17 protein-coding genes are annotated in these 23,641 nt (G+C 67.3%); 1 reads left to right on the top strand and 16 read right to left on the bottom strand.

Going from position 1 to position 23,641, the window contains the following annotated elements:
• Positions 1-14: 14 nt before the first annotated feature.
• A complete protein-coding gene (locus D0T12_RS36250; protein ID WP_233525764.1) occupies positions 15-164 on the top strand; it encodes a hypothetical protein in 150 nt (49 codons plus the stop codon).
• A 203-nt stretch (positions 165-367) separates the two neighbouring features.
• Here the strand turns inward: D0T12_RS36250 and D0T12_RS36245 are convergent, their stop codons facing one another.
• The 16 genes from D0T12_RS36245 to D0T12_RS00345 form a co-directional block, all read right to left on the bottom strand.
• On the bottom strand, positions 368-928 hold the full coding sequence (locus D0T12_RS36245) for a transposase family protein (protein WP_233525763.1): 561 nt from the start codon (positions 926-928) through the stop codon (positions 368-370).
• Between the two features lie 209 nt (positions 929-1,137).
• Entirely contained in the window at positions 1,138-2,292 is a 1,155-nt protein-coding gene (locus D0T12_RS00410) for a restriction endonuclease subunit S domain-containing protein (RefSeq protein WP_117397242.1), read from the bottom strand.
• Positions 2,292-3,656, bottom strand: a complete 1,365-nt coding sequence (locus tag D0T12_RS00405) for an N-6 DNA methylase (RefSeq protein WP_117397241.1) — start codon at positions 3,654-3,656, stop codon at positions 2,292-2,294. The genes D0T12_RS00410 and D0T12_RS00405 overlap by 1 nt, the downstream gene beginning before the upstream one ends.
• A 42-nt stretch (positions 3,657-3,698) precedes the next feature.
• Positions 3,699-3,881: a hypothetical protein gene (locus tag D0T12_RS00400; RefSeq protein WP_147339319.1), complete on the bottom strand. Its 183-nt coding sequence runs from the start codon at positions 3,879-3,881 to the stop codon at positions 3,699-3,701.
• Between the two features lie 590 nt (positions 3,882-4,471).
• Positions 4,472-6,385 (bottom strand): MGMT family protein, encoded by a 1,914-nt coding sequence (locus tag D0T12_RS00395; RefSeq protein WP_117397239.1) that lies wholly within the window; start codon positions 6,383-6,385, stop codon positions 4,472-4,474.
• Between the two features lie 274 nt (positions 6,386-6,659).
• Entirely contained in the window at positions 6,660-8,537 is a 1,878-nt protein-coding gene (locus D0T12_RS00390) for a hypothetical protein (RefSeq protein WP_147339318.1), read from the bottom strand.
• A 236-nt stretch (positions 8,538-8,773) separates the two neighbouring features.
• Entirely contained in the window at positions 8,774-10,921 is a 2,148-nt protein-coding gene (locus D0T12_RS00385) for an AAA family ATPase (protein ID WP_158581355.1), read from the bottom strand.
• Between the two features lie 200 nt (positions 10,922-11,121).
• On the bottom strand, positions 11,122-12,762 hold the full coding sequence (locus tag D0T12_RS00380; protein ID WP_147339317.1) for a hypothetical protein: 1,641 nt from the start codon (positions 12,760-12,762) through the stop codon (positions 11,122-11,124).
• Positions 12,759-16,199, bottom strand: coding sequence for a DEAD/DEAH box helicase (locus D0T12_RS00375; protein WP_158581354.1), 3,441 nt, complete (start codon positions 16,197-16,199; stop codon positions 12,759-12,761). Before D0T12_RS00375 ends, D0T12_RS00380 begins: the two co-directional genes overlap by 4 nt.
• Before the next feature lie 89 nt (positions 16,200-16,288).
• Entirely contained in the window at positions 16,289-17,728 is a 1,440-nt protein-coding gene (locus D0T12_RS00370; RefSeq protein ID WP_117397234.1) for a protein kinase domain-containing protein, read from the bottom strand.
• Positions 17,729-17,779: 51 nt separating this feature from the next.
• A complete protein-coding gene (locus D0T12_RS00365; protein WP_158581353.1) occupies positions 17,780-18,472 on the bottom strand; it encodes a vWA domain-containing protein in 693 nt (230 codons plus the stop codon).
• Between the two features lie 155 nt (positions 18,473-18,627).
• Positions 18,628-19,881, bottom strand: a complete 1,254-nt coding sequence (locus D0T12_RS00360) for an RNA polymerase sigma factor (protein ID WP_117397232.1) — start codon at positions 19,879-19,881, stop codon at positions 18,628-18,630.
• Positions 19,878-20,219 carry a YciI family protein gene (locus D0T12_RS00355; RefSeq protein WP_117397231.1) on the bottom strand — a complete coding sequence of 114 codons (342 nt, stop codon included), beginning with the start codon at positions 20,217-20,219 and terminating at the stop codon, positions 19,878-19,880. The genes D0T12_RS00360 and D0T12_RS00355 overlap by 4 nt, the downstream gene beginning before the upstream one ends.
• On the bottom strand, positions 20,216-21,628 hold the full coding sequence (locus tag D0T12_RS00350; RefSeq protein ID WP_117397230.1) for an MFS transporter: 1,413 nt from the start codon (positions 21,626-21,628) through the stop codon (positions 20,216-20,218). Before D0T12_RS00350 ends, D0T12_RS00355 begins: the two co-directional genes overlap by 4 nt.
• An 815-nt stretch (positions 21,629-22,443) precedes the next feature.
• A complete protein-coding gene (locus D0T12_RS34685; RefSeq protein WP_147339316.1) occupies positions 22,444-22,821 on the bottom strand; it encodes a hypothetical protein in 378 nt (125 codons plus the stop codon).
• A gap of 19 nt (positions 22,822-22,840) precedes the next feature.
• Positions 22,841-23,089, bottom strand: a complete 249-nt coding sequence (locus tag D0T12_RS00345; protein ID WP_158581352.1) for a hypothetical protein — start codon at positions 23,087-23,089, stop codon at positions 22,841-22,843.
• Positions 23,090-23,641: the final 552 nt, after the last annotated feature.

Genomic DNA, 23,641 nt, shown 5'->3' with positions numbered 1-23,641 from the left:
CGCGCGAGGAGATCGTGAACGGCGGCGTGCCGCTGCCGGATCTGGTCGGCGAACGGTCCGGTGCGCAGAACGGGAAGCGGCGCGGGATCTGGCGGGGTGGGAGCTGGCATCGGCGCGGCCGCCAGGTCCCCGGGGCGGCGTTCAGCGGCAGGTTGCGCAGGTGATCGCGGTGCCTGGCAACGGTGCGTTCGACGGCATCGCCCAGGTTGCGCCACATGTGCCAGCGATCGGCGACCTGGATGGCGTCCGGGGCCCCGCGGGAGGCGCCGTCGGCATAACCGCCGGCACGGTCAGGCAGATGATCTCGACTCCCGGGTGGTTCTTCAGCCAGGCGGCGAGCGTGTCGGCCGCCCGGTCGGTCAGCACATCAATGGGACGGCCGGTCACCAGGTCGATGAGGACCGTGCCGTAGGTGTGCCCCCGCCCGCAACGCGAAGTCGTCCACCCCGAGCACTCGCGGACCGGCCTGGACAGCTGGTTCGGGGATCCGGCGGATCAGCCTGATCAGCGTCATCCGGCTCACTGCAGGTGTCAGGCGGTGCGCGAGGCGGGCACCGGCGCGGCCGCCCAGCGCCAGCGCGATCGCGTGCAACGCCTTGGATGCCCCCGCGCTCCGTCGGCCGTAGCGGATGGTCAGGCCCGGGACCTGCTCAGCGAACGTCTGCTTGGAGCAGGCGTCGTTGCGGCACAAGAACCTGGGAACCCGCAGGTGGATCAGCAGTTCCTGACCGCCGACGGCGGTATCGGACAGCCGCCGCTCATAGTGGCTGTGCCGTCGACGTGAGCGCGTTCCGCAGCCGGGACACTCCGCCTCGACGGTTTCGGTTCTGGCTCGGACACGCACCGTCGCACAAGAGCGAAACACCTGGTCAACACGCACACGGCCCAGATGAGGGAACAAGACCGCCAGCAACTCCTTGATCGACACCCCGCAGATGCTCGTGATCAAGAAGCCGGCTACCGGCCAGAACCCCCGAACCGTGACCTACCCGACCGCCCGCCTCACGGAATGTGTGCCAGAGCCTGAATTCGGCCGCCGTTGACAGAGCTCCCGGCGTCCCCTGGCATCATGTCACCTGAGGCGACGGGAGTCCGCAGCCCGTCCCCTCCGGGAGGGACGGTCCGAAGGCGATGGCGTCAGATGCGTGCTGCGATCGAGGACACGTCCCGCAGCACCCGATCGAGCAATTCCTCCAGCAGCCGATTCTCCTCAAGGGCCGCGCGGGCTCTGTCGTGAAGGGGTTCGACCACTTCCTGGAACCGCCCGCGAACCTCCGGGCCGGGCCATTGCAGCTCCAACCGCGAGAACGCGCGTCGGCTTATCTCCCTTGCCTGCCGACCTTGCGCGATCTTAGGAAGCTCCTCACTTCTGGAACGCAGCTCGTGCAGCAGCCACCAGCAGTCTGAGGGATCGGACGGGCGCACCGCGAGTACTCCCCGACCGGGGGTGGTCCGCGACCAGGTCAGTGCTGCGCGGGCCCCCTCAGGTCGTGAGGCGACCAGTACGGTTCCCGGATCGCAGACGTCCCCCGGCTCGGCACGCGTTTCCCGTCCTCCCTCGATGTAAGGCGGATCCGCACGCAGAACGTCGGCCGGCGCTATCCGGCAAGTCGCGACACCGCTCACGGCGGCCTGGGATGGGCCTGGCCGCCCGGTCATGATCGAAGTGATGGCACCGAATGTAGAAGGCGTCCATGATTGTCGCTGCCGTCGCGTCAGCATGGCGTGATGAGCATCGGCCAAGGCGACGGTGTCCGCGGCGATCCGCAGGTTCAGATCCCTCTTGTCCTGGATCAACTCGACAAGTCGGCTGAGGGTCGCGATTTGTCCGGGAGGAGGGACGACCACCTCCATCGCCCTCAGCCGGTCGAGGCTCAAGGTCGGCTCGACATGCGCCGACACATGCCGGTCGAACCACGCGCGGGCAACCGGCGTCTGGAACCAAATCTTCAGCCAGCGGGTGATGTGGTGGTCGCGTGCGCGGAGAATGCCGACCGAGCGCGTCGTCACACAGCCGGAATGGCGCCAGTCGATCAGCGCCGCGTCACCCACCCGGCGGACGAGTACCACGACCAGGTCGCCCTCGGCGAGGATGGCACGGCTGTCCCTGCCGTCCAGCGGTGTGGCAGGGTCCGGGGGGGACGCCCAGAGGCGGCCGTCGCGGACGTCACCGGCTCTGATCACCCCCCGGCCGCTGGGGAGCTCGTGTTCCGGAAGCCCGTAGGTGACCTTCCGGTCCGCTACCTCCTCCACCGTTTTGCGCTGCCAGCCCTCACCATCGAGTGCGCGCATCACAGTTCGTCCAAGACTTGAAGCAGGTCGGCCTCCAGGGCGCGCGACTCCTCGAACTTCTCCCGGAGTTCGGCAGCAAGCTCGTCGATCCGCCGCTGTTCCAGGGTCTCGTCGATGCCGGGCTCATCGGTGTACCTCGGCGGCTGCAGGTCGTATCGCTGATCGGCGATCTCCTCGGCGGTGACGGAACGGCACTGACCGGCCTCGTCACGGTATTGCCCATCCACCTCTCGCCACGCCCCGAGTGTCCGCACCACCTGCTCGACCCCTTCCGGGCTGAGGCGACGCTTGCGCCTCGGCGCCTGTTCGTACGCCTTCCGCGCGTTGATGAAAAGGACCTTGCCGCGACGGTCACTGCTGCCCCACTCATCACGGGGACCTTTGTCGGTGTTGAGAAGCCACAGACAGCAGGGGGCACGGCTGTGGGCGAAGAGGCCCGGTGGCAGTGCAACCACACTCTCGACGACATCCTCCTGGACGAGCCGTCCGCGCACTCGCTGCTCCACCTGTCGTGCCCCCGTCGCGGCCCCCTCCGCCATCAGGATCGCCGCTCTACCTCGAGGAGCGAGCGCGTGGACGATGTGGAGGACCCACGCCAGGTTCGCATTGTCTTGAGGGGGCGCCGCCTCGTCGGACCACCTCGGATCGTCCGTGCGCGGGTCGGCACGCCACGGGCCGTTGAACGGCGGATTGGCTAGGACGATGTCATATGAGGACTCGGCAGGCCGCGCGAGACTGTCCACCGGCTCGGAAAGCCGCGCGTGGATGCCGCGGACGGTTAGGTTCATCCGCGCCACATGGAGCGCGGAGGGGTGGACGTCCTGACCGATCAGCTTGAGATTCGATGGCCGGCCCGTGCGCTCGGACACGTGGCGATCGGCGCCGATGAGCAATCCGGCTGAACCGCACACCGGATCAAGCACTCGCTGGCCTTCCTGAGGATCCGCCGCTGCCACCATCAACCGCACGACGTCGTTGCGGGTGAAGTAATCTCCGCTTTTCGCGTTCGCTTCGGACAGGTCCTGAAAGCACTGGTCAAGGCACTCAATGAGATGGTCGGCTCGGTGGATCGCCTTGACCAGGCGACGTAGCGTGTCGTCGGCCGTTGGAGGAAGACGCGACACGAATCCGCGCCCCTCCTCGTCTTGGTACCGGAGCAAGCATTCTCGTACTGAAAGCCCCATCTGCCGCTGGGGCTTATCCGTTTTATCCAGGAGCCAGTTCCACAAGGAATACTGGTCACCGTGCGGATTGTTTCGCGCCTGAGCCCTCAGACTTATGAGTCCGGCCACGACGTGACAGGCTTCATGGAAGCCCAGAACCCCACCCAGGTCACGCACGGGCATTCGGATTTCAGACGGCATTTCCACTCCTGGCGACCGGGCCAGCCGTTCCCGCGTCCTTGCTCACGCGATCCCGCCCGTTTTCATGAGCAGGACGACCACCGGGACTGCGGCGGCGAAAGCAGCGGCCCCGGCCGCGATGGACCCGATGACCCGACCACCGTCCAGCCACTTCAGGAATGCGGCCAGCAGCGCCGCGATCAGCGCCACGAGGATCACCACGACCACGATGAGTACTCGCTCCATCTGCGGCTCCATCTCTCCTTGGGGCGCGAAGCCGGAGGACGGTCGCGCGGGTTCCGGTGAGGCGGGCGGTCAGCCCCGCCCGATGCGAGAACAGTAGGAGGCTACGGCCGCAACGCACATGAAGCACGCTGTTTGGGTTTTCTCATAGCGATAAATCTATGCCCACCTGTAGGCATATGTCGGTTTCGGTGAAACGGCGATGCCTCCCACCACCGTCCTCACGGCCTCCACCAACCGCACCGGCCACTTCGGCTCGCCCACCTGACCAGCCGGCGCCTTCGCGACGACGATCTCCTGCTCAGCGCCCGACCCGATCGGCGCATCGCGCTCGCGTAGACCCGTAGAGCCCCACGACACTCATCCATGCGATCGCCACTCGCGCCTCCCGCTCCGGCCACCTGCACCCTGGCGCCCTTCCCTACGCGAAGGCGCGTTTGTCGATCTCGTCGGCCCTGCTGCCTTGCGCGGTTTCGGGGCAGGTCCTCGTTTCAAAACCGGGACTGGTGCAGCGGCCCCAGCGAGGATTCCGATAGGACGCGCCGCGAGAATTCCTAGCCCGGGATTGTCGACAACCAGGCCACGGTCTTCGCTTACGATCGGTCACTCATTGACACCAGAAGGGCGTTGAACGCCTCGATAACGACATTTGTTGTGTTGGGCGCAGCCAGCGCAGCGGACTCGATCGAGACACGTGCGCCGTAGTCAGCTCTCTTCAATTGCTGAGGAATGTCTGTCCAACCAGGAAGTTGCGACAGGTTACCTGCGAGGTGATGGAGTGTTTGGGAAGAGACGCCATGGTCCCGCAGTTCGGCAAAGTTGATCGATAGTATGGATTTCGTGACGCCGATGTAGATGCTCCAGGTCGCCGCCTCGTCAGTGCCGACGCTGAATCGGGCCGTGACGGATGGATACTCACCTTCGCCGTAATGGTAACCACGGAACGCTGCATGCCGTTCAGCGTGCCTGTACACCGCTAGTAGCGTATGCGCGACCTTGCCGGGGCAGTATCGGTTGATGGCTTGGAGGAGGCTTTCCTCGTCCCACCCGGGCTTCGCATGCGGTGTGTCATCCCGGCGTTCGCCGGGGGCGGTCGGCGCAGGCCCCAAAGTGCCTGCTTCCACCGGTGCGGAGTTGTAATCGATCGTCGGCGGTGCGGGGTCACCGAGAGCCTGCTGGATGGCGAGCGCGATCGACTCGAGCCAGGCGATCGTCTCTTCCGCCTCATCGGCGGTGATCGGCAGTTTCTGGTCGGGTTGATCGGGGTTGTGATCAGCGGTGTGGGCGATGTTGTTCCTGCGTCTTGCGATCTCTCGCATCCTTGCCCGGACCTCATCGGAGGTCACCGGAGATCTTGGATCCTGATCCGTAAGGATCTCCGCCACCTTCACCCAGAGCTTGACTTCGCTGACGTGCGCGAACCCCTCTTGTATCTTCTCAGGGCTCTGGAACGTCTTGTACTCGAACTCCCGCTCCAGGTGGGCCCGGAACACCTCGGCCAGGGGCTCGGAGTGGTGGTGGATCTTCTCGAAGAGCGCCACGGGCATGGTCAGCTTGTCGAACTTGGCAGGCCGTGGTGCGCCGGGACGCATCGCGAGAACGACGCCTCGATCGACGATCTCCCGGGTGACCCAGTGATCGATCGCGGCGACGGCCTGGCTCCAGGCCGCTCGGTAAAGGTCGGTGACATCGAAGGCGCCAACCTTTAGATGTTCCAGATTCTGCCCTCCCTGGATAAGTTGGCGTGCATAGCTGATGTTCTGCTGGAACTGGTCGAACGGGGCCGAAGCTTCGGATTCCTCTTCGATATCAGGGAGAGGTGCGGGCACCTTCGCGGCCGGGAACATCTTTCGGAAGTCGTCAGCGGTGATCCGCTTTGTGCGATCCGCGCGGCCGGCGTCGTCGAACTTGAGTCCCTCTTGCTGCAGGACGTCCCGGGGGTCGTCGGTCCGCTCCGGATCCGGCCAGCGGAATCCTGGCGAGATCTTGCCGCTAGCCTGTAGAACCCGGTGGGCACCCTGCGCCCCCGACTCGGCCATAAAACCACCCACCGACTGGGCTGCCATGCCCACCAGATCGGCGAGGTCTCCGTAGGTCGTCCAAGATCCGGGCGTCACCTGGGCCAGCGCCTCACGCACACGCTTCCAGCGAGGATCGACATAGGTCCTGGTCTCGTTAGCTTGGCGCCGGGCCCGGTATTGGCGCCCCAACTCTCGATAGAGTTCGTCCCCCGGAAAGTCCTTGAGGGCCTGGATCCCGGATTCAGTGATCGCCCAACCGTTTCTCTTGGTCATCCAACCGATTGACGCCGCCTCCCCGGTACGGAAGCCCAGCTGTGCATGCCAGCGAATCTGCCCGTGCGCGTTGGGTTCCTCATGTTCTGGATCGATGGTGACCCGCGCTGCGACCGCTTCTCGCACCTCGGCGGGCTTCAGCGGGCGCCCCTCGTCCCGCAGGAGCTCCATGGCCGCGCGGAAGATCGGCGCGATGTGCTCAGCGAAGGACATCGGGGACTCCTTGACGTCGGGGGGCGCTCTTCAGCGCATTGACATGAAAGAACACTGGTCCCGCCCTCGCGGGTTCGGAGGGGACGTGACCACGGACTGCTCGGCATCTATATTCGTACGTTTTCAGATCGCGCGTGGCAAGGCCGCAGAAAAGGCCAACGGCGATGAGTGAGTCCTGTGACGGGGACACCCGCGCCAGCACCTGAAGCTGACGATCTGAAAACTGCGCATGGGTGGTGGCCGAACCGGTCTGGTCGCCCCTCCTCTGCATCGTTCAGCTCTGGGGATTGCGTACGAGGCAGCGCTCGCAAGTCTGCGCGGATGACTCCGGACATCCCCCGCAGTGGCGGCATATGTAGCTTCGTGCGTTGTGCCAGCACGGTACGGCGAGCAGGTCTTGGGAGAACCTGTCGTCCAGCAGGTCGCCGTGGCCGCCGGGACGGTTGGCCGACGATGGCACGATTAGCACCGGGTAGCGCGCTTGGCACGATAGGCACCGCCGCAACTCCCACACGGTGCTGCAACTGGAGTTCGAGCAGCGGCAACGATAGGTGTCGTCGTCCCGTACCGTGAACTCGGCGGCAGGGTTCTCGGAACGGTGCGAGCAGATCGGGCAGTGGGTCAGCTTGGTGACCTGGTCCACGGCGGCGAGCAGCCCAGCACGAAGCCTGTTGATCTCTTCTTGGTTGTCCCCCTGCCTGCGTGCCGCATCGGCGCGAGTGCGTAGCCCCGTCAGTACCGCGTCCAGGGGCTCGACCTCGCTGGTGAGAGGTGGCCTAGTCACGAATAGTTGCCCATCACGATGATCAAGCCACCCAAAACGCCGCGTCAGGGACTCATCCCCGGTGACCCCGCGAGGTACCCGTGCCGGATACTCCAACATGATCCGTTCGTCGAGCACTCCCCGTAGTGTCCGGGCAAGCCGGCCCATGCTGCCAAGGTCGGCAGGGCTGACCGGCACCATCATGGGCAGTGCGGCAGTCCCGGCTGCATCGTGTACAGCAATGCGCTGGTCCGGCGGCATTCGCTCCCGCTCGACCAGCTCACCGGGGTACAGCACTGCGACCTCGGCGCCGCCGCTTCGCCGGAGAGCCTTGAGATGCTGGTCAAGGTGCTCTGGTTGCCTAGTGAGCGCATGGGGGACGGGGACCACCCGCAGGACCGGATCGTCGTCGAGCAGCAGGGTGAAGGTGTCATCGCGGTCCCAGTCGAGCCGGACGTCATGCTTCCTGTAGGTGTAGCGAGGCCCTGGTTCGCCGATCCCCGGGCCCTCCGTGGTGGTCGGAACTACACCGAATTGCTCCAACGAGCGCAGCATGAGGATCAGGGTGTAGTACGCGAAGTCGCGACACCATGTGGTCAGAGCCTCGGCGAGGTCGTCGCGGTCATCCGAGCTCTGACGCGACGCGACCTCCACATCCCAGAGCCTGCGGCAATGCCGGTAGTTGACGTCGTTGTCGAAAAGGTTGGTTGGACGCAACCGCGGTGGCCCGGTGTACGGGCTGCGAATCCCGGCACGCAGTTCGGAGTTGCGGAGCGGGGCCAGGGCTCCTCGCAGTGCCAGCAGTTCCGCTCGCCGCTGCTCGATGCGGTCGGATAGGTCGTCGTGCTGGAGCAGTTCGGCGATGAACGTATACAGGCGCCGCTTTTGCCGCCAGTCCGGACGCGCCTCGGCCTGCTCCAGCAAGCCCTGCCCTTGTCGGATCATGGAATCGATCGCGTCGATCTCGGCGATCCTCGCCAGGACGTGTCGCCAGAGGCGGTCGAGAAGGGTGCCCACTACCCGGTTTTCGTAGAGATCGTGGTCGGCAACCTGTACAGGTGTCAGCAGTTGGGCGGGTTCCACGCCGTGGAGCCTGCGCGCCTCCCACGTCTCGCTGTGCGCCGCCAGATGCACCACGGTGCGCCAGGTCATCCGTCGGGCCTGGCTCACCGGCACCAGGACATGCTCGGTGCGCAGCCGTGCGTGTGGGGCGCGGCATACGGCCCGCAGGTAACCGAGTTCCGCACGGAGATGATCTTCCAAGCGATGCGGGTGCAGGCGTTGTGACACCCCGTTCACCATGGGGGCGACCTCGCTCCACTCGTTCAGTGGCGCCTTCCTGTCGCGTAGGTCGGCCACTTTGGCGGCGATGACTGCGATGCTTTCCATGGCGAGCGGCGTCGGGGTCGGGCTGGCCCCGAAGTCGCCCTGCCATCGTTCAGCGCCATGCCGTAGCTCCCACCCCCTGGCTCCGGCCGCAAGGTACGAACCTGGTGCGATGGCCGTCCTGTTAACGGCGTAGCCGCGCCCACCTTGCGGAATCTGGTACCGGCCGAGCAGGACGGTGCCTTGCGGGACGGTGCACGGGGTACCGGTGACCCGGTCCCAGAGCGTTGGCCGCCCGCTCATCCGAGACCCAGCGACCTGATCTCGCGCTCGAGCACCTGCAGGGACTTGCGAGGGACGGTCCCGGGGAAGGCAGAGGACCACAACACCGTGATCTCCTCGTGCAGTTCCCGCAGGTCGCCGGGCGCGATTTCGACGCGACCCATCAGTTTGCGCAGCACCTTGGTGGCCAGTAGATGGTCGGCGGCCTCCCCGGGACGCCCCCCGGCGGCGACCGCTACTGGGACGAATCGCCTGGCCTGCCGCTCCAATCGGCTCCCCCAAGACACCCCGAAGTCGCCGCGCAGTCGCTCTCCAAGCCCGTCGTCAAGGAAGGCCAGCACCTTCTCGGCCTCACCGCCGTCGGTCGCCTCGGCCGCGTCGAAGGTGTTCATGAGCGTCCGGTACGAGATGGGGGCGAGAGGGCGGACCTCGCCCGGCTCGAAACGTGGAGGTTTGGGCGGCAGTTCCAGCACGTGTGAGCGGTCATAGGTCTTGTCCGCGAACCTGACCGTGGTCTCGTCATTGTTGGCGGTTCCGATGAACCAGACGTTCTCGGGCAGTTCCAAGGCGCGGCCGTTGTGCAGTAGGCGCGGCGCCAGCGAGACCGGGGCGGTCATGAGGGGTAGGAACTGACGCTCGCCCGGACTGCTCTCCTTGCGTTCCATTGCCGAGAGCAGATCGCTGAAGTACTGCTCCGGGTGTGACAGGTTCATTTCGTCGAGCACCACGATGAACGGCTTATCCCGATACAGAGGCAGCCGCGCCTTGTACAGGCTCTGGGTGAACTCTGATTCGTAGAACTTGCGCTCGAAGGCGTTGTAGTAGCCCAGCAGGTCCTGCGGGCTGCGCCATTCGGCGGCGACCGCGACGGTCTCCCGTCCGGCCCCGATGATCTGGGCGAACGCCTCGGGCAGGCGGGTCTTGCCGATTCCGCTGATGCCCTGCAGCAGGTGCAGGCGGCTGGCGGCCATACCGGCGACGAAGCAACGCAGGTCGGCCTCGGAGTAGTACAGCCCAAGGTCGATGGCCATCCGGCCACGAATCCGGGTAATGAGATCACGCAACCGGATCGGCGCACCGTCCAGGACGGGAGCGATCTGGCAGGTCTCGTCATCGTCCATGGCCGAGCAAGCCGGGAAGGGTGAGCTGTCCTTGAGCACTTCCTGCATCTGCTTGAGCCGCGCCGACTGCTGGTCGATCTCGTTGGTCAGCACCTCGTTCTGCCGCTGCAGCGCCTGGTTGATCATGCGCGCGTTCTCCCGCTCGGTGGCGGAGATCATCGTCGCGGTGGTGTGCCGGCGCAGTTCGGCGTTCTGCCGGAGGAGCTCGTCGCGCTCGATCAACAGATCGTGCTGGCGGGCTTCCAGCTCGGCGACCCGCTCCCGGTCCTGGAGGGGGTTGGCGGCCAGCAACGTTCGCAGTTTGCGGTTGTCCTCTTGGAGCTGCTGCAATTTCGCGGCTGCCTCCAACAATCCCATTCCGTTCAGTTCCGCCTCGGCCGCCTCGTACCGGGCCAGCTCGTCGGCCCGCTGCTGGGCGAGGGTTCGCATGGCCTCCAGCTGTTGCCGGTGACCCGCGGTGTCCTGGCGGGCCAGCTCCAGTTCGGTCTGCAGTCCGGCGATCCGCTCCCGGATCCGGTCGTCGACCTCCTGGTCGAGATGTTCCTCACGGGCGGTCAGCCGGCGCTCCAGACGTTTCTGCTCCAGTTCCCCGCGGTGGAGTGCGGCCTCGCGTTCGTCCAATTCGGTGCGGGAAGTCAGTAGTTCCCGCTCGCGCTGCGAGTACCGGTCCGCGTGTTCTTTCTCCAGCTCGCGCTGTCTCTGCTCGAAATCGGCCCGGCGTTCGTCCAGCTCCTGCTGGAGCAGGTCGAGCTGTGTCCGCCGGTATCCGGCGAAGTCTCGCCTGGCCTCCTGTTGCAGGTCTGCCAGTCGCTCCCGCTCTTCGGCCAGCCGCCTCTCGTCGGCGTCCAGTGACTGCTCGCGGCGCCGTAGGTCTTGTTCCTTTCGCTGGTGCTCGGACTGTTTCTCGGCGAGCTCGGCGTCATCGTTGTCCAGCTTGGCCTGCTTCTTGTCCAGTGCGGCCTGCCGCGTATCCGCCCGCTTCCGGACGGTCTCGACCTGCGCGATGGCGCGCCGCAGCCGGTCCACGGTCACCGGTCCCGTCACATCCTCTTCCTTGACCGGTTCCGCGGCCGTCTCCCCATCCGGCCCCGTTCCCGTCTCCGGGGCGGACTCGGCCGCCTCGAGTCGTTCAGCCTGCCTGACCAGCTCGGTCTCACTCGTTGCCGTCCTGGTCTGCTTGCCGGAGCCCGCGCCCCCGCGTGGAGTGCCACCTGTCCTCTTGTTCCTTTTGGCCATGAAGGTCGCTATGTCCTTTCCGGGGGTGGTGGGGGCATGGAGACGAGGACTCGGGCGGCGTCCAGGGCCAGCAGCCGACACCATTCGACGTCGTCCTCGACGGTGGCGTCCCGGGTGTTGTGCGAGCCCCGGTTGCGCAGCCTGCCGAGTTCGTCGAGCTCGATCAGCAGGCCGGGGCGGGTACCGGCCAATGCGCGCAGCGGGTGGTCCCGGCGATGCGGGCTGTTCGGATCGGCAGCCGCGATCAGCGCGTAGGGAAGGAGGTCCCGGACGAACCCCTTGTCCAAGTTGATCACCGCGCGGATGTCGCGGGTCTGGCGGTAGGCGGCCGGATAGCCGAGGATCGCCGTCCGGGAGAGGGTCATGGCACCGAGGTAGCCGCCGCGATGCGGTTCGTCCAGGCCGAGCGTCTTCGCGGCGCGCTTGAGCGCCGCCTTCACCGTTTCCCAGGCCGACGTCTGGTTGCCGGCGTCCCAGCTTGGCCGTTCCGGTGGCGGATACTCGGCCACCAGCCGCCGCAGCAGGTGCTCGTAGAGGCGAAAGGCCTCGCGGGCGACCGTTTCGACCCCTGACTCGCCACCCCGTGCCGCCGCCTCTTCCAGCCCGAGAAGCAGCTTGAGCGTCCCCGGGCGCCGCCGCAGCTCGTTTCCGAGCCGCTGCACCAGCCGTGTCTCGGCGGCTCGGCCGACCGCCTCACGTACCGTCCGGTAGTCCTCGGTGATGCGGGCGAAGGAGCGGTCGGTCGCCTGTGCCACGGCATCCGCCAGTCCTGGGTCTTCGCGGTTCCAGTCGGCCAGCAGCCGCCGCAGCATCGGGTTCGGGTCCAACCCGAATGGATCCCGGACCTGTGGTCCGTCACCCGGCTCGCTCCCGTTCTCCAGCCATAACAGCAGGTACTCGGCCGCAGGACGGCCGGTGTCGAGCACCCGGCGCACCTCGACGCCGTGTGGCAGCACCAGCTCGGTGGACACGGCCTGAAGATCCTTTTCGACGGCGGACGCGCTGGGCGTGCGGCCGTCACGCAGGTCGGTGAATTGTTCCGCCTTACGGGCGAGCTCCGCCTTGCGCTGCGCGCCGACGGCGTTGATGATCTCCTGGGCGGAGGGCGGGCGCGGCAAAGCCAGGTCCGTCCCGTCTCCGACGATCCGCGCCGCTATCGGACGGGGCGCGCCCGCGCTGTCGAGCCTCAGCCGGGCCTGACCGTCCCCAACGCCGCTGACCCGCTGGAACACCAGGTCCCTGGCGGCTCTCGGCCACAGCCGGCCGGTCAGCGGGTCCTGCAGGACGTGTGTGACGACATACTCCGGCTCCTCGCCGACCCGGCCGGTGACCAGCGCCTCCACCCCTCGGTCCGTCGGTGCCCCGACCTGGTCCACCCGGCCGTCGGCGCGTAGCTGCCGCAGCACGTGCTCGCACAGCTCCGTGCTCTGATGGATCTTCGCCGCGATGTCCTCGGGCTGCCGCACCCCGGCCCGGCACAGCGCCAGGACGACCTTCTCGACGATGTTGAGATGGCGGACTCGCAGCACAGGCGCGGTGACCCGGTACACCAGCACCGGCCAGCACAGGAACACCAGTTCACCGGAGTCGGGCGGGCGGTGGAACTGCAGGACGCCGCGTCTGATCTCAAACAGGTGCCGCCCGCTCACCGGCCGGCCTCCCCGGTACCGCGGTGAGAGCGCGCCGGTCCCCGGACGGGACGTCGAGGCCTCGCGGGTGGCGGATCGAGCAGCATCCCGGCCGTGGACGGTGGCGCACACAGGCGGTAGAACCTCGTCAGCGGCTCTACCGTGGGAGGCGCCGACCGCGAGGTGAACATGGCGTCGTCGCCGACTACCACGAGGAGCCGTTTCTGGCGGCTCATCGCCACGCACAACCGGTTCGACAGCATGAGGTGCCCGTAGGCGCGCCGGGCCCAGCGCTCGTAATCGGCGTGTTCCGGGTGCGCCGGTCCCGCCGCAGCGGGATCGAGGCGTGGCGGTGAGCTGCACCGGACGACGGACAGCAGCGCCACGTCGAACTGTTTGCCCTGGAACGCGTCGACGCTCCCGACCTGCAGCCTGTCGCGTTCGACGCCGTCGGCGTCCCAGCGCAGTTCCTCCACGGGCCGGTAGCCCGAGCTGACGCGTTCGGCCAGCCCTTCCTTGACCAGCTCCTCCCAGATCAACCGGACCTGCGCGCTGTAGAAGCTGATCACACCGAACGTCAGTTCGGGCCGGTCGACGACATGGCGGCTCAGCTCCCGGGCGATGGCCTGTGCCTCCGCCGTTCGCGATTTGCTCTGCCCGCCGTGCTCGCTCCCGGCGGCGCGCGGCACCCGCAGCCACGCCGCGGGCCGGCCCTGGTAGCCCTCCAGCTCGTGGGCGAACTCGGTATCGGGCCGCGCCGACACCAGGTCGCCTCCGTAGAAGGCGTCCGCGACGAAGGTGCCGAGCACCTGATGCATCCGGTACTGCTTCCGCAGCCGTACCGCCCTGCGCCTGCCCGGCGTGGCGTCGCCCCTATGCAACAGGGTGAACATGCGCCCGAACAGGCTTTCTCGCAGCATGGCAAGCTGGTCGCCCGCGTCGGACCGGAGCTCTTGCTCCACATCCGGTTCCAGCATGTGCGGAAGCTGGTTCTGGTCTCCCACAAGAACCACCCTTCGGGCGGCCAGCGTGAGGGGGATCAGCAAGTCCAACGGGTTGGCCCGAGCAGCTTCGTCGACGATGACCGTGTCGAAGAGCCTCTCGCCGTCCTTGGCCTCCTGAACGGCCCGTGAGTCCGCTTGCTGGCACGTCGCGGCCAGCGACGTGGTGTACAGGCGAAGGGTGGCGAGCACGGCCTCCGGGTCGCCTTCGAGTTCCTCCAGATACTCCGCCAGCGCGGTGTGCGCCCCCTCGGAGGTCTCCCTGCGCCGCGTGTCCAGTTCGTCGACGATCTCGTTCAGCAGGTCGGCCACGTCCTCGCGGGTCGCCGGCCGGAACAGCCGGTCCGCCCGGTCGGTGAGCCGGTCCAGCAGCGCGTCGCGCACCTGCGCCAGCTCGACCAGAAAGGGCGGCGGCTCGTCGCGGTCCCAGTCGGCGGCGCGTTCGAGTAGTTCCCTGTGCTCCTCGTCGGCGACGGGCATCCGGTTCAGGTGCTCCAGGGCGGAGGCCGCCATCATCGGACCGTCGTCCCCGAAGGACGCCGGTGCGCAGCGGATGCCGCGCACAGCGCGCAGCGCGCTGTCCCGCTGCGGGTCCGCCTGCAACCCGGCGACCCGCGTCGCGGTACGTAACCCGGTCGTGATCCGCTCCAGCCGACCGAGCAGCAGGTCGGGCACCAGCCCCGCCACCCGCTCGGCGATCCCGTCGAGTCGCTCCACCAGTTCCTCGGCGGGCCAGGGTGCCAGGCAGTACTCGGCGGTCTGCCGTGCCACCTCGCGCATCGCCAGGGTGCGGCGGCCGTCCGGGGTACCGCTCATCTCCTCCCGCAGGGCGCGCACGGTCGCCAGGCGCCAGGTCTCGATGTGCGCCATGGAGCCCCGGTTCTGCGAATCGATCTTTACCGAGGGCAGGTCCCACACCCGGGAGCGATCGACCAGGTTGTCCACGGCGGCGTGCTGGTAGCTGGTGAGCAGCATGCTTCGGCTGACCACGGCGTGCCCGCGTCCCACCTCGGCGAGCCGCACCTGCAAGGCGGCGATGAGCTGGGTCTTGCCGGTTCCGGGAGGCCCCTGGATCACAGCGATGTCAGGGGTGTTGAGCGCGGCGTCCAGTGCCAGCCGCTGCTCGGCGTTCGGGCCGTCGTCACCGAAGCACGCCACCGCGGCGGGCGAGAGTGCCGACACGGCCGGCTCCTCCTTGCCTCGCTCGGGAACCCCTTGGAGGAGCGGCAACAACTGCGGCAGGGGGATGTGTCCCCGCAGAAGACGCCGTAGTGCCCGCTGGCGGCGTTCGAGCCGCCGGCGGTCGCCCCGCACGGCGGCGTGCAGGAATCCCTGCGGCGGCGGCTTGGCGGGCCCCTCGTCGTCGCCGCGGCGGATCATCCGCATATTCACGACCCGGTTCTCGACGTTGACGTGAGCGACCTCGCCGACCTCGTTCCCCCTCGCCAGGTCCAGTTCCAGCAGCCCGGCCGTCTGGCCGGCCGTGGCCGCCCCGCCGAGGACGTCGGGGAGTTGCACGGTGCACTCCAGCTCCGCCGCGTTGCCGCTGTCGAGATCCTCCCGCAACCGCGTCAGCAGCCCGTCCCGGCCGGGGACGATCTCGAAGCGGACGACGTCCTCGCTGTCATCGATGTAGGACCACCGTGCGTACTCCACGAAGCCCAGGTCGCGCATCCGGCGCAGCGCGTACCGGTTCTCCATCTCGTGGTAACGGCGCCAGACGCCCATGAACGTCTGCTCGCCCTCCCCGCTGCCGAGCCGCGTCAGTTCTTCGCGCATCCGGCGCTTGAGCCCGGCCTTGACCGTCGCGTCGAAGATTTCGACGCGGGCATGGATCAACACGACCCGTTCGTGGTCGCGGGCCGACCGGCTCTCGCGGTGGACCTGCCGTAGCCGCCATTCCCCGTCCTTTCGGCGAAGCGTGGCGGCGACGCCGCCACCGACGAGCCGGCACGTCGCCGGCGCGGCCATCTCCTGCCCAGGCGACACAAGCGCGACCAGCCGGCGTGACGGTAGGCCGCCGTGGCCCTGACCGCCGGGCAATGTCTGTGGGCCCGGTCGCCCGGGAGCATCGCGGAACAGGAACTGCCGTTCCAGCCAGCCGAGTTCCTGGTGTCTCCCGCGGACCTGCTCGGAACCAGCGATGCTCCGTGCGGAGCGCAACGCCGCCTCGTCCGCGCCGACCCTGAGTTCACCCCAGTCGAAGCGGCCGGCCAGTTCGTAGATCCGCAGGCGCAGCCAGTCGCGGCCTTGGTCGTCCCGGTCGATATCGTCGACGAAGGCGATGATGTCGCCGTTCTCGGTCACGGCGGTGCGGAGCGTCTCGTCGTCGTGCTCGGCGCGCCCCTGCGGCGCGTGGGTGCGAGTGCTGCCGTCCGGCGTGACGCAGGTGGCCATCAAAGCGGGCCCGAGTCGTTCGAGAAGGACTTCCTGTCCGCTCAGGCCGGCTGTGCGCATACCTTGGGGCACGTCCACCCATGCGAAGGTGGCGGTGCCAGGTAGTGCGTCTACCAGGAGGGTTCTCGCTGTCTGGGCGTTGCCCGCCATCACGCCCCCTGCCGTGGAAGACGGATCCGGATAAAGCGATGGATCTCGTTCTTGCGGCCGAAATGGATCGTCCAGCGCCCGGCCTCGGTCAGGTCAAGCGGCCAGATCTCTCCCACGACCAACTGCGCACTGCGCCGCGCCGATCGGTTGGCCACATAGACCTCATGCCGTCCCACCCGCCGGACCATGAGTTGTCGTCTGCCGTCCCAGGCCAGCTCCACCAGCGGCTCGCCGGGATCGACCGGGACCTCTGACGGCCCCCGGTCGAGGCGCAGCAGCCCGGTCCGTGCCGCTACCACCTGGGGTTGATGGGCGGCGAGGATCAGTGACCGGAGCCGGTCCGTCTCGGCCTCACCCGCCGTCCCCGGCACCGCTCCGGCGGGCACCAGGCCATGAACGTCGCAGAGCACCACCGGCGGGCGCGCTGATCCCCGGCACCAGGGACACCGGGAGAGCGCAGTGTGGTACGTGCCGCCGCATGCGGGGCAGGCGAGCATCAAGAGCGCGGCCTGGTCGAGTTTGTCGTGCCATTCCCGCAGGGAAGGCCGTCGCTCGGGATGCCGTAACCCTTCTTCGAAGGTCAGCGAGAACAACCGCCGTAGCCCTTTGGTGAGCACCATGTCCCGCTTGAGTCCATGGGAGCTCTTGTTGCGGTGGTCGGTCGGATGGTCGATCCACGGCCACTCACCTCGGAACGCGGACGCCTCAAGCTCGATCCTCTGGTCGACCGCGTCGCCGCGGAAGGGATGCACCAACGCCAAAGTTTCAAACGCCAGGACGGCGAATGCGAACGCGTCGGTGAGAGTGTCCTGACCAGAAGTCCCTGTGATGAGTTCGGGTGCGGCATAGCCCGGAGTGACGTGAGCCGCCTTGACCGGCTGTGCGTGCACCGACACGTTGTCGGGGTCGATGAGGTACACCTGGTCGTGCTCGCTGCGCACCGACACCAGGATGTTGCCAGGGGAAACGTCACCATAGGAGAGTCCCCGCGAATGCAGCCGGTCGAGCGCCTCGGCTCCCAGGGCGAGCAACCTTAGCCGGCGGCGTAGTCCGCCGGTGTTTTGGAACCACTCGTCCACCAGTTCCTGAGGAGGGACGGTGGCCAACGAACCGATGGCGGTCATGCCCGCCAACAACTCCATGGTGTAGCCGACCTCGTCACCGACCAGCAATGACAAGGGCCGCGCGATCGGAATACCGGCCAGGTCGAAGCGCCGTACGGCCGCCAGCCTTTCCCGCAGGTCCCCGGCACCGATCTGGGATTCCGGCTTGAGAAGCTTTACGGCAGCTCGCTCGCCGGTCAGCGACCAGACGGTTCCCTGCCCACCCCCGCCGATCTCAGCGTGCAGCTGCAGGGTCTCCCCTCGGTCGTCGTGGACCATGTCGCCCGGGCGGTAGATCCGGCGCCTGTTCCGCCGGCTGGACGCAGGTGCGGTCATGTCATCGTTTCCATCGGCTGGAGGGCACCCTCCGTTGACGTGCTGGCAGGGTCAGTCGCTCAGATCTGCCAGCTCGCCGGGGTCGAACACGGAGGCGTCATCGGGGCGGGCGCTGTTGACCCGGATGCTCATGCTCTGGGTGAGGTACTTGAATATCTCTGGAATCCGGTCGGCCTCCTCGGCCCGAACCACCGGGTAAAGCGGATCGCCCACGAACGACTCCAGCACCCGATAGGCGGCCGAGCCGGTTTCGGGACCGATCGCCACCGCCAGCCGAAGCGACCTGGCACCGCGCTCGGAACTCAGGAGGCGGTCCAGTTGCGGCCGCCACTCCGACGTCGGCCTGCCGTCTGAGATCAGTACCAGCGTGACGTCGTACGCGCGCGCCGGAATCATCTCCTCGTCGTCGAGGACCTGCCGGGCCGTCTCGAAGGCGTCGCCCATCGGCGTACCGTCCGGGCCGCCAACGGCCTCCATGTCCGCCCACGTCGCCGAGGAGGCGGGCGCTGGACGCTGATGCAGTGCCACGCCCCGGCCACCGAAGGTGATCACGCCAATGTTGATCTCTCCCCGGGGGGAACGCTCCCGGGCCAGCGCTCGGACCATGCTCGCGATCGCCAGGTTGAGCGACTGGATCTTCCCGTGCTCGGTCATACTTCCGCTCACGTCAGCCAGCACGAGCACCGGTAACGGGCGGGGGCGCTGGACAGAGGCGAACGGTGTCTCACCCTGCTCAGGTGTCATCGATCTCGTATCCTCCTGCATTCCACGGGCGCGGAACATTGCAGGATTTCTCCCGTGAACCACCAAGTCAAGACATCGAATCACGTTACTCGGTGGTACATCCTGGTTCCATACGATTACTGGAAGCCTCGTCGACCGCCACCACAGCTATCCGGTCAGGTGCGTGGGTCGGGACGTTCTGGGACGTGTGTTAGCTCGTTGAGGCGGTGGGTCAGGTAGCGGCGGTCGGGGGTGGTGCGGGCGAGGGTCAGGGCCTCGCGGTAGGCGGTGGCTGCGGCTTTGTGGTGGCCTAGGCGGCGGAGGAGGTCGGCGCGGGTGGCGGGGAGGAGGTGGTAGTCGGGGAGGTCGGCTTCCAGGTTTTGCAGTAGGGCCAGGCCTGCTTCTGGGCCGTTCGCCATGGCGACGGCGACGGCTCGGTTCAGGTGGACGATCGGGCTCGGGGTCAGGTCGGCCAGTCGGTCGTAGAGGGCGGCTATCTGTGGCCAGTCGGTATCCGCGGGCGTGCGGGCGGTGGCGTGGCACGCCGCGATCGCGGCCTGGATTTGGTAGGGGCCGGGTGTGCCTTGGTTCAGGGCGTTGTTCAGGTGTGCGATGCCCTCGGTGATCGAGGTGTGGTCCCAGCGGGTGCGGTCTTGGTCTTCTAGGGGGATGAGTTCGCCTGCGGGGTTCTGGCGGGTGGTGCGGCGGGAGTGTTGGAGCAGGAGGAGGGCGAGGAGGCCGGTGATCTCCGGGTCGTCCGGCATCAGGCCGTGCAGGACGCGGGTCAGCCGGATCGCCTCCGCGCACAGGTCCACGCGCAGAGGGTCGGGGCCCTCCGTCGCCGCGTAGCCCTCGTTGAACAGCAGGTAGACGACGCCGAGGACGGACGCCGTCCGCTGCGGCAGCAGGTGCGCGGGCGGTATCCGGTACGGGATGCCCGCGTCCCGGATCTTGCGTTTGGCGCGGACCAGCCGCTGCGCCATCGCCGGTTCGGCGACGAGGAACGCGCGGGCGATCTCGGCGGTGGTCAGGCCGAGGAGCGTCCGGAGGGTGAGCGCCACCCGGGCCTCGATCGGCAGTGCCGGATGGCAGCAGGTGAAGATGAGTCGGAGGCGGTCGTCGGTGATTCCGCTCGGGTCGGGCGGGTCCTGCGGGCCGTTCATCGTGTCCCATTCCCTGAGCTTTGCGTGCTCTGTGCGGCCGCGCCTGATCCGGTTGAGGGCGTGGTTGCGCGCCGCGGTCGTCAGCCAGGCGCCCGGTCGGTCTGGGACGCCGTCGTTCGGCCACCGTTCGAGGGCACGGGTGAACGCCTCCTGGGTGCATTCCTCGGCGAGGTCCCAGTCGCCGGTCATGCGGATGAGGGTCGCGACGACCCGTCCCCACTCGTTGTGGAAGGCCGCCGCGACCGCCGCTTCGGCGGGGTCCGTCACTCCTCCCAGAGCGGCCGGACCTCGATGGATCCTCGTTGGGCGGTGGGGTGCTTGGACGCAATTTCCAGTGCCTCTTCCAGGTCAGCGCACTCGATGAGGTCGAAGCCGAGTATCTGTTCCTTGGTCTCGGTGAAGGGGCCGTCCGACATGAGTGTTTCCCCGTCCCGCACGCGGATGGTCGTGGCGGTGTCGGTGGGACGGAGCCTGGAGCCCAGCTTGCGCACGCTGCGTGCGTCCATCTTTTCGACCCAGTCGATGGTGTCTTCCTCAAGCACGGCCAGTTCGTCTGCGGTGAGCTCCGCGTTCTCGTCGCCGCAGATCAGCATCATGTACTTCATGTTCGCTCCTTCTCCAATGTGGTGACTTCCGTTGGCTCGGAAACTCGTCGCCGGCGCGGTGTCGCGAGGAGTAGACCGGCGATGACCGCGCCTGCGAGGGCGATTCCGGCGGCGGTGTCGAAGGCCGTGCGGAAACCGTCGACCGTGCCCGTGCGGGATCCGACGGTGGACGCGACGGCCACGCCGAGCGCGCCGCCGAGCTGGAACGCCGCGGTGTTCAACCCGGACGCGAGCCCCGAATCCCGGTCGGTCGCCGCGGACAGCGCCGCGACCGTTGCCGCCACCGCGCACGTTCCCAGGCCTGTTCCGAACAGGAACAGGCCTGGGAGGAGGCCGGTGAGATACGTGCTGTTCTCGGTGATCTGGCCCAGGGCGACGCAACCGGCGGCCATGAAGACCAGGCCCGTTGTCGCCACCGGTCGCACGTCCACGCGTCCGATCGCCGACTGCGCCGCATACGAACCCACCACCGCCATCACGGGAAGGACGGCGGTGGCGAGCCCGAACTCCAGCGGCGAGTAGTCGAGGACGCCCTGCGCGTACTGCGACACGGTGAACGACGTCCCGAACGCGGCGACCGCGGTCACCAGCATCGCGAGGTTCCCGCCGTTCAACCGCCGCGACCGGAAGATCCGCAGCGGGACGAGCGGTGCCGCCGACCGCGTCTCGATCCACACGAACAGGGCACCCGCCGCCACGGCGATGAGCAGCGCGGCGATCGTGGAGGGTCCCGTCCAACCGGTCTCCGGCACCCGGACGATCCCGTACACCGCCGCGGACACCGCCAGCGTGACGGTCAGCGCCCCCAACGGGTCGTACGCCCGCGCCGTTCCCTTACTCTCGCTCAGCAGTGCGGGCCCGAGCGCGAGCAGCACCGCCGCGACCGGCACGTTGAGGAAGAACACCCATGGCCAGCCGAGTGTGTCGGTCAGGGTTCCGCCGACGAGCAGTGCCGCTGTGGCACCAAAACCGCCGACGCTCGACCAGATCGCCAGTGCCTTGTTGCGTGCCGGTCCCTCCTCGAACGTCGCGGTGACCAGGGAGAGTGCGCTCGGTGCCATCAGGGCGGCCGAGATTCCCTGGACGACGCGTGCGGCGATGAGCGCGCCGCCCGTCCAGGCGAGCCCGCAGAGGAGGGACGCCACGAGGAACAAGGCCGTTCCGGTGAGGAACGTTCGGCGCCTGCCCAACAGGTCGGCGGCCCGTCCGCCGAGCAGCATGAGGCCGCCGAAGCCGAGCAGGTAGGCGCTCAGCACCCACTGTGCCCCGCCGCCCGAGAACCCCAGATCGTGGTCGATCGACGGCAGCGCGAGCAGCACGATCTGGGCGTCGAGGATCACCATGAAGTTCGCCGTGCAGAGCAGTGCCAGTGCGGCCCACCTGCGCGGATCGATGCCGTCCTCGGCCATGGCGCCTCCTTACGGGATCACTGTCTCCTCACCTCGACAATCGGGACGGCTCGAAATCGACACCGGACAAGAAGAAACTTCGATGAATCAACGTACGGTTGCGGTGCACCGATGATCTTGGGGCCGGTCGACCGTCCATGCGGGTCGTCGACCGGGGAGCGGGCTTGGACGCCAGTGCGTGCACGTCCCCGCGTCTCGTCGTGGGGAGTGGGCGGTGGAGCGACCGACCGATTCCGGGGCGGGCCGCGCGTCGAGGTGGTCATCGAGCTGGGCGCGGAGGGCGAGCCGGAGCAGCGGTGGGGACGGCTGATCCAGCTGTGCCAGGAATCCGCGGAGCGGCAGCCGGCGAGACGTCGCCGCGGACGTCGTGCGGGGCCTGACCATGCACCCGGGCGGTGTCCGCGGCAACCGCGTCTCGCTCAACTGGTCGGCCCTTCCAGATGCGACGGTCAACCGTGGACGGGGCTGATCTAGCAGTCCAACAGCGCCGCGCAGGGTGCTCCACACCACCCCGCCAGCCGCGTTCCGGCACTGGTGGACGCGATCTCCGACGCGGCGCTGGGCACGGCTTTGGCCTGGGCGAGTACCGCCGACGTCGTCGAGCGGACGGTCGCGCTCTCGCACTAGTTCCGCCGCCTGCGCATCCGCTGGGAGATCCGCGACGGCGTCCACGAGGCGTTCGCGATCCTCGGGGCAGCCGTCAACCTCTCCGCCGACTCGTCCGCTGATCCTTTTTGTGTGGACCTATAAACGCTGAAGAGTTCGGTTCGGGCGGCGTGTCACATCGCGAGGCCTAGATGGTCACAAGAAGACGATCAAAGGAAACCTCGTACCCAGCTTATCGATCGGAGCGGGCGGGGATCCGGCGGATCGGAATCATCAATGTTGGCGGCGTTGACGCACATCGCCGCCATCAACCACAGTATCTTCGCCGCCGTTGCCCGAATTGCTGAATCACACTGCGGTGTGTCGAGCAACCCAGGCAATTCAGCCTGCTTCGCAAGCAGGACCGCGGGGACCGTGCCCCAGCAGCCATTAGGTTTTTTCGCCGAAATATAAATGACCGCTGCAACGGGTATGACGAAACCGTGCTCACGGGATGCCTCGTCGATACCGCGTGATGAAGCCTTTGACAGCCCACCAGCGCCGACCACGAGGCATCCCGCTTTCGGTGTCGCCACCTGAACGATCATTTAGTCGATGGAACGACTTTTAGAACTCCGCCCAAAGGGCCCAGGATCCGGTGCCTGGTACGCAGTCGTAGGCGCTGGCCTGACCACCGCTCACCAGGGCGGCGCCAGCCGCCGTGCAATCCGCGAGCTGAGGATAGTTGTAGATCCAGACTTTGCTGTCCGCAGAAGCGAATGACGCGCTCGCTCCGATGATACTGATAGCCGTCAGAAGCGTGAACATGACGCGGCGCATGTGAATTCCTTTTCGTTGATTAACAATCGTGAACACCGACGTACGCTTGCCTGATCGTCAGGCTGGTTTCGCGGAAGACCCACCCGCAGGAAGGGGGCCATTATCTCTGACGTCCATGCGGGTGGCGTCTGAGACCATATTGGATCTCCTTTGGTCGCGTCATTCATGCCTTTCTCATTCGAGGATGCATGATGTGGCTCGGTCTGTCGTTGCGCGAGAACGCACACTCATTTACTGTGCGCGCACAGTCGTGCTCTGCCGGCGGGAAAGGCGTTAGGTGTTGTGGAAGGCCTGCCTGAAATGCGCGGAGCTGGTGAACCTCATCGAACCGCCATCGTCCTGATAGGGCAGGCGGCCAGGTGGGGGTCAGCCGGATCGCTCCGGCGCCGCTTCGGGCGGAGGTCGCGGACCAGGCCCGCGGCTTACTGGCGGAAATGCGGGGAGCATCCTGAGGGTGAGGAGGCCGGTGACCTCCGGGTCGTCCAGCACCACGTCCCTTGCGTTTCGGTGGCAGGTGGACCCGGCGCTGGCCGCCGGGTAGTTCAGAGGAAGTTGACCCACCCTGAAAGCTGCCTACTTTTGCGGCGA

The organism is Actinomadura spongiicola, from assembly GCF_003432485.1.
Classification (GTDB): domain Bacteria; phylum Actinomycetota; class Actinomycetes; order Streptosporangiales; family Streptosporangiaceae; genus Spirillospora; species Spirillospora spongiicola.
Note: the sequence above shows the minus strand (reverse complement) of the source record. Positions and strands in the feature narration are given on the sequence as shown.

Coding starts and splice junctions, on each gene's coding strand:
- D0T12_RS00410 (WP_117397242.1), bottom strand. CDS start 2,292: ATGCGCGCACTCGATGGTGAGGGCTGGCAGCGCAAAACGGTGGAGGAG.
- D0T12_RS00405 (WP_117397241.1), bottom strand. CDS start 3,656: ATGCCGTCTGAAATCCGAATGCCCGTGCGTGACCTGGGTGGGGTTCTG.
- D0T12_RS00400 (WP_147339319.1), bottom strand. CDS start 3,881: ATGGAGCGAGTACTCATCGTGGTCGTGGTGATCCTCGTGGCGCTGATC.
- D0T12_RS00395 (WP_117397239.1), bottom strand. CDS start 6,385: ATGTCCTTCGCTGAGCACATCGCGCCGATCTTCCGCGCGGCCATGGAG.
- D0T12_RS00390 (WP_147339318.1), bottom strand. CDS start 8,537: ATGGAAAGCATCGCAGTCATCGCCGCCAAAGTGGCCGACCTACGCGAC.
- D0T12_RS00375 (WP_158581354.1), bottom strand. CDS start 16,199: ATGCGCACAGCCGGCCTGAGCGGACAGGAAGTCCTTCTCGAACGACTC.
- D0T12_RS00370 (WP_117397234.1), bottom strand. CDS start 17,728: ATGACCGCACCTGCGTCCAGCCGGCGGAACAGGCGCCGGATCTACCGC.
- D0T12_RS00365 (WP_158581353.1), bottom strand. CDS start 18,472: ATGACACCTGAGCAGGGTGAGACACCGTTCGCCTCTGTCCAGCGCCCC.
- D0T12_RS00355 (WP_117397231.1), bottom strand. CDS start 20,219: ATGAAGTACATGATGCTGATCTGCGGCGACGAGAACGCGGAGCTCACC.
- D0T12_RS00350 (WP_117397230.1), bottom strand. CDS start 21,628: ATGGCCGAGGACGGCATCGATCCGCGCAGGTGGGCCGCACTGGCACTG.
- D0T12_RS34685 (WP_147339316.1), bottom strand. CDS start 22,821: ATGATCGTTCAGGTGGCGACACCGAAAGCGGGATGCCTCGTGGTCGGC.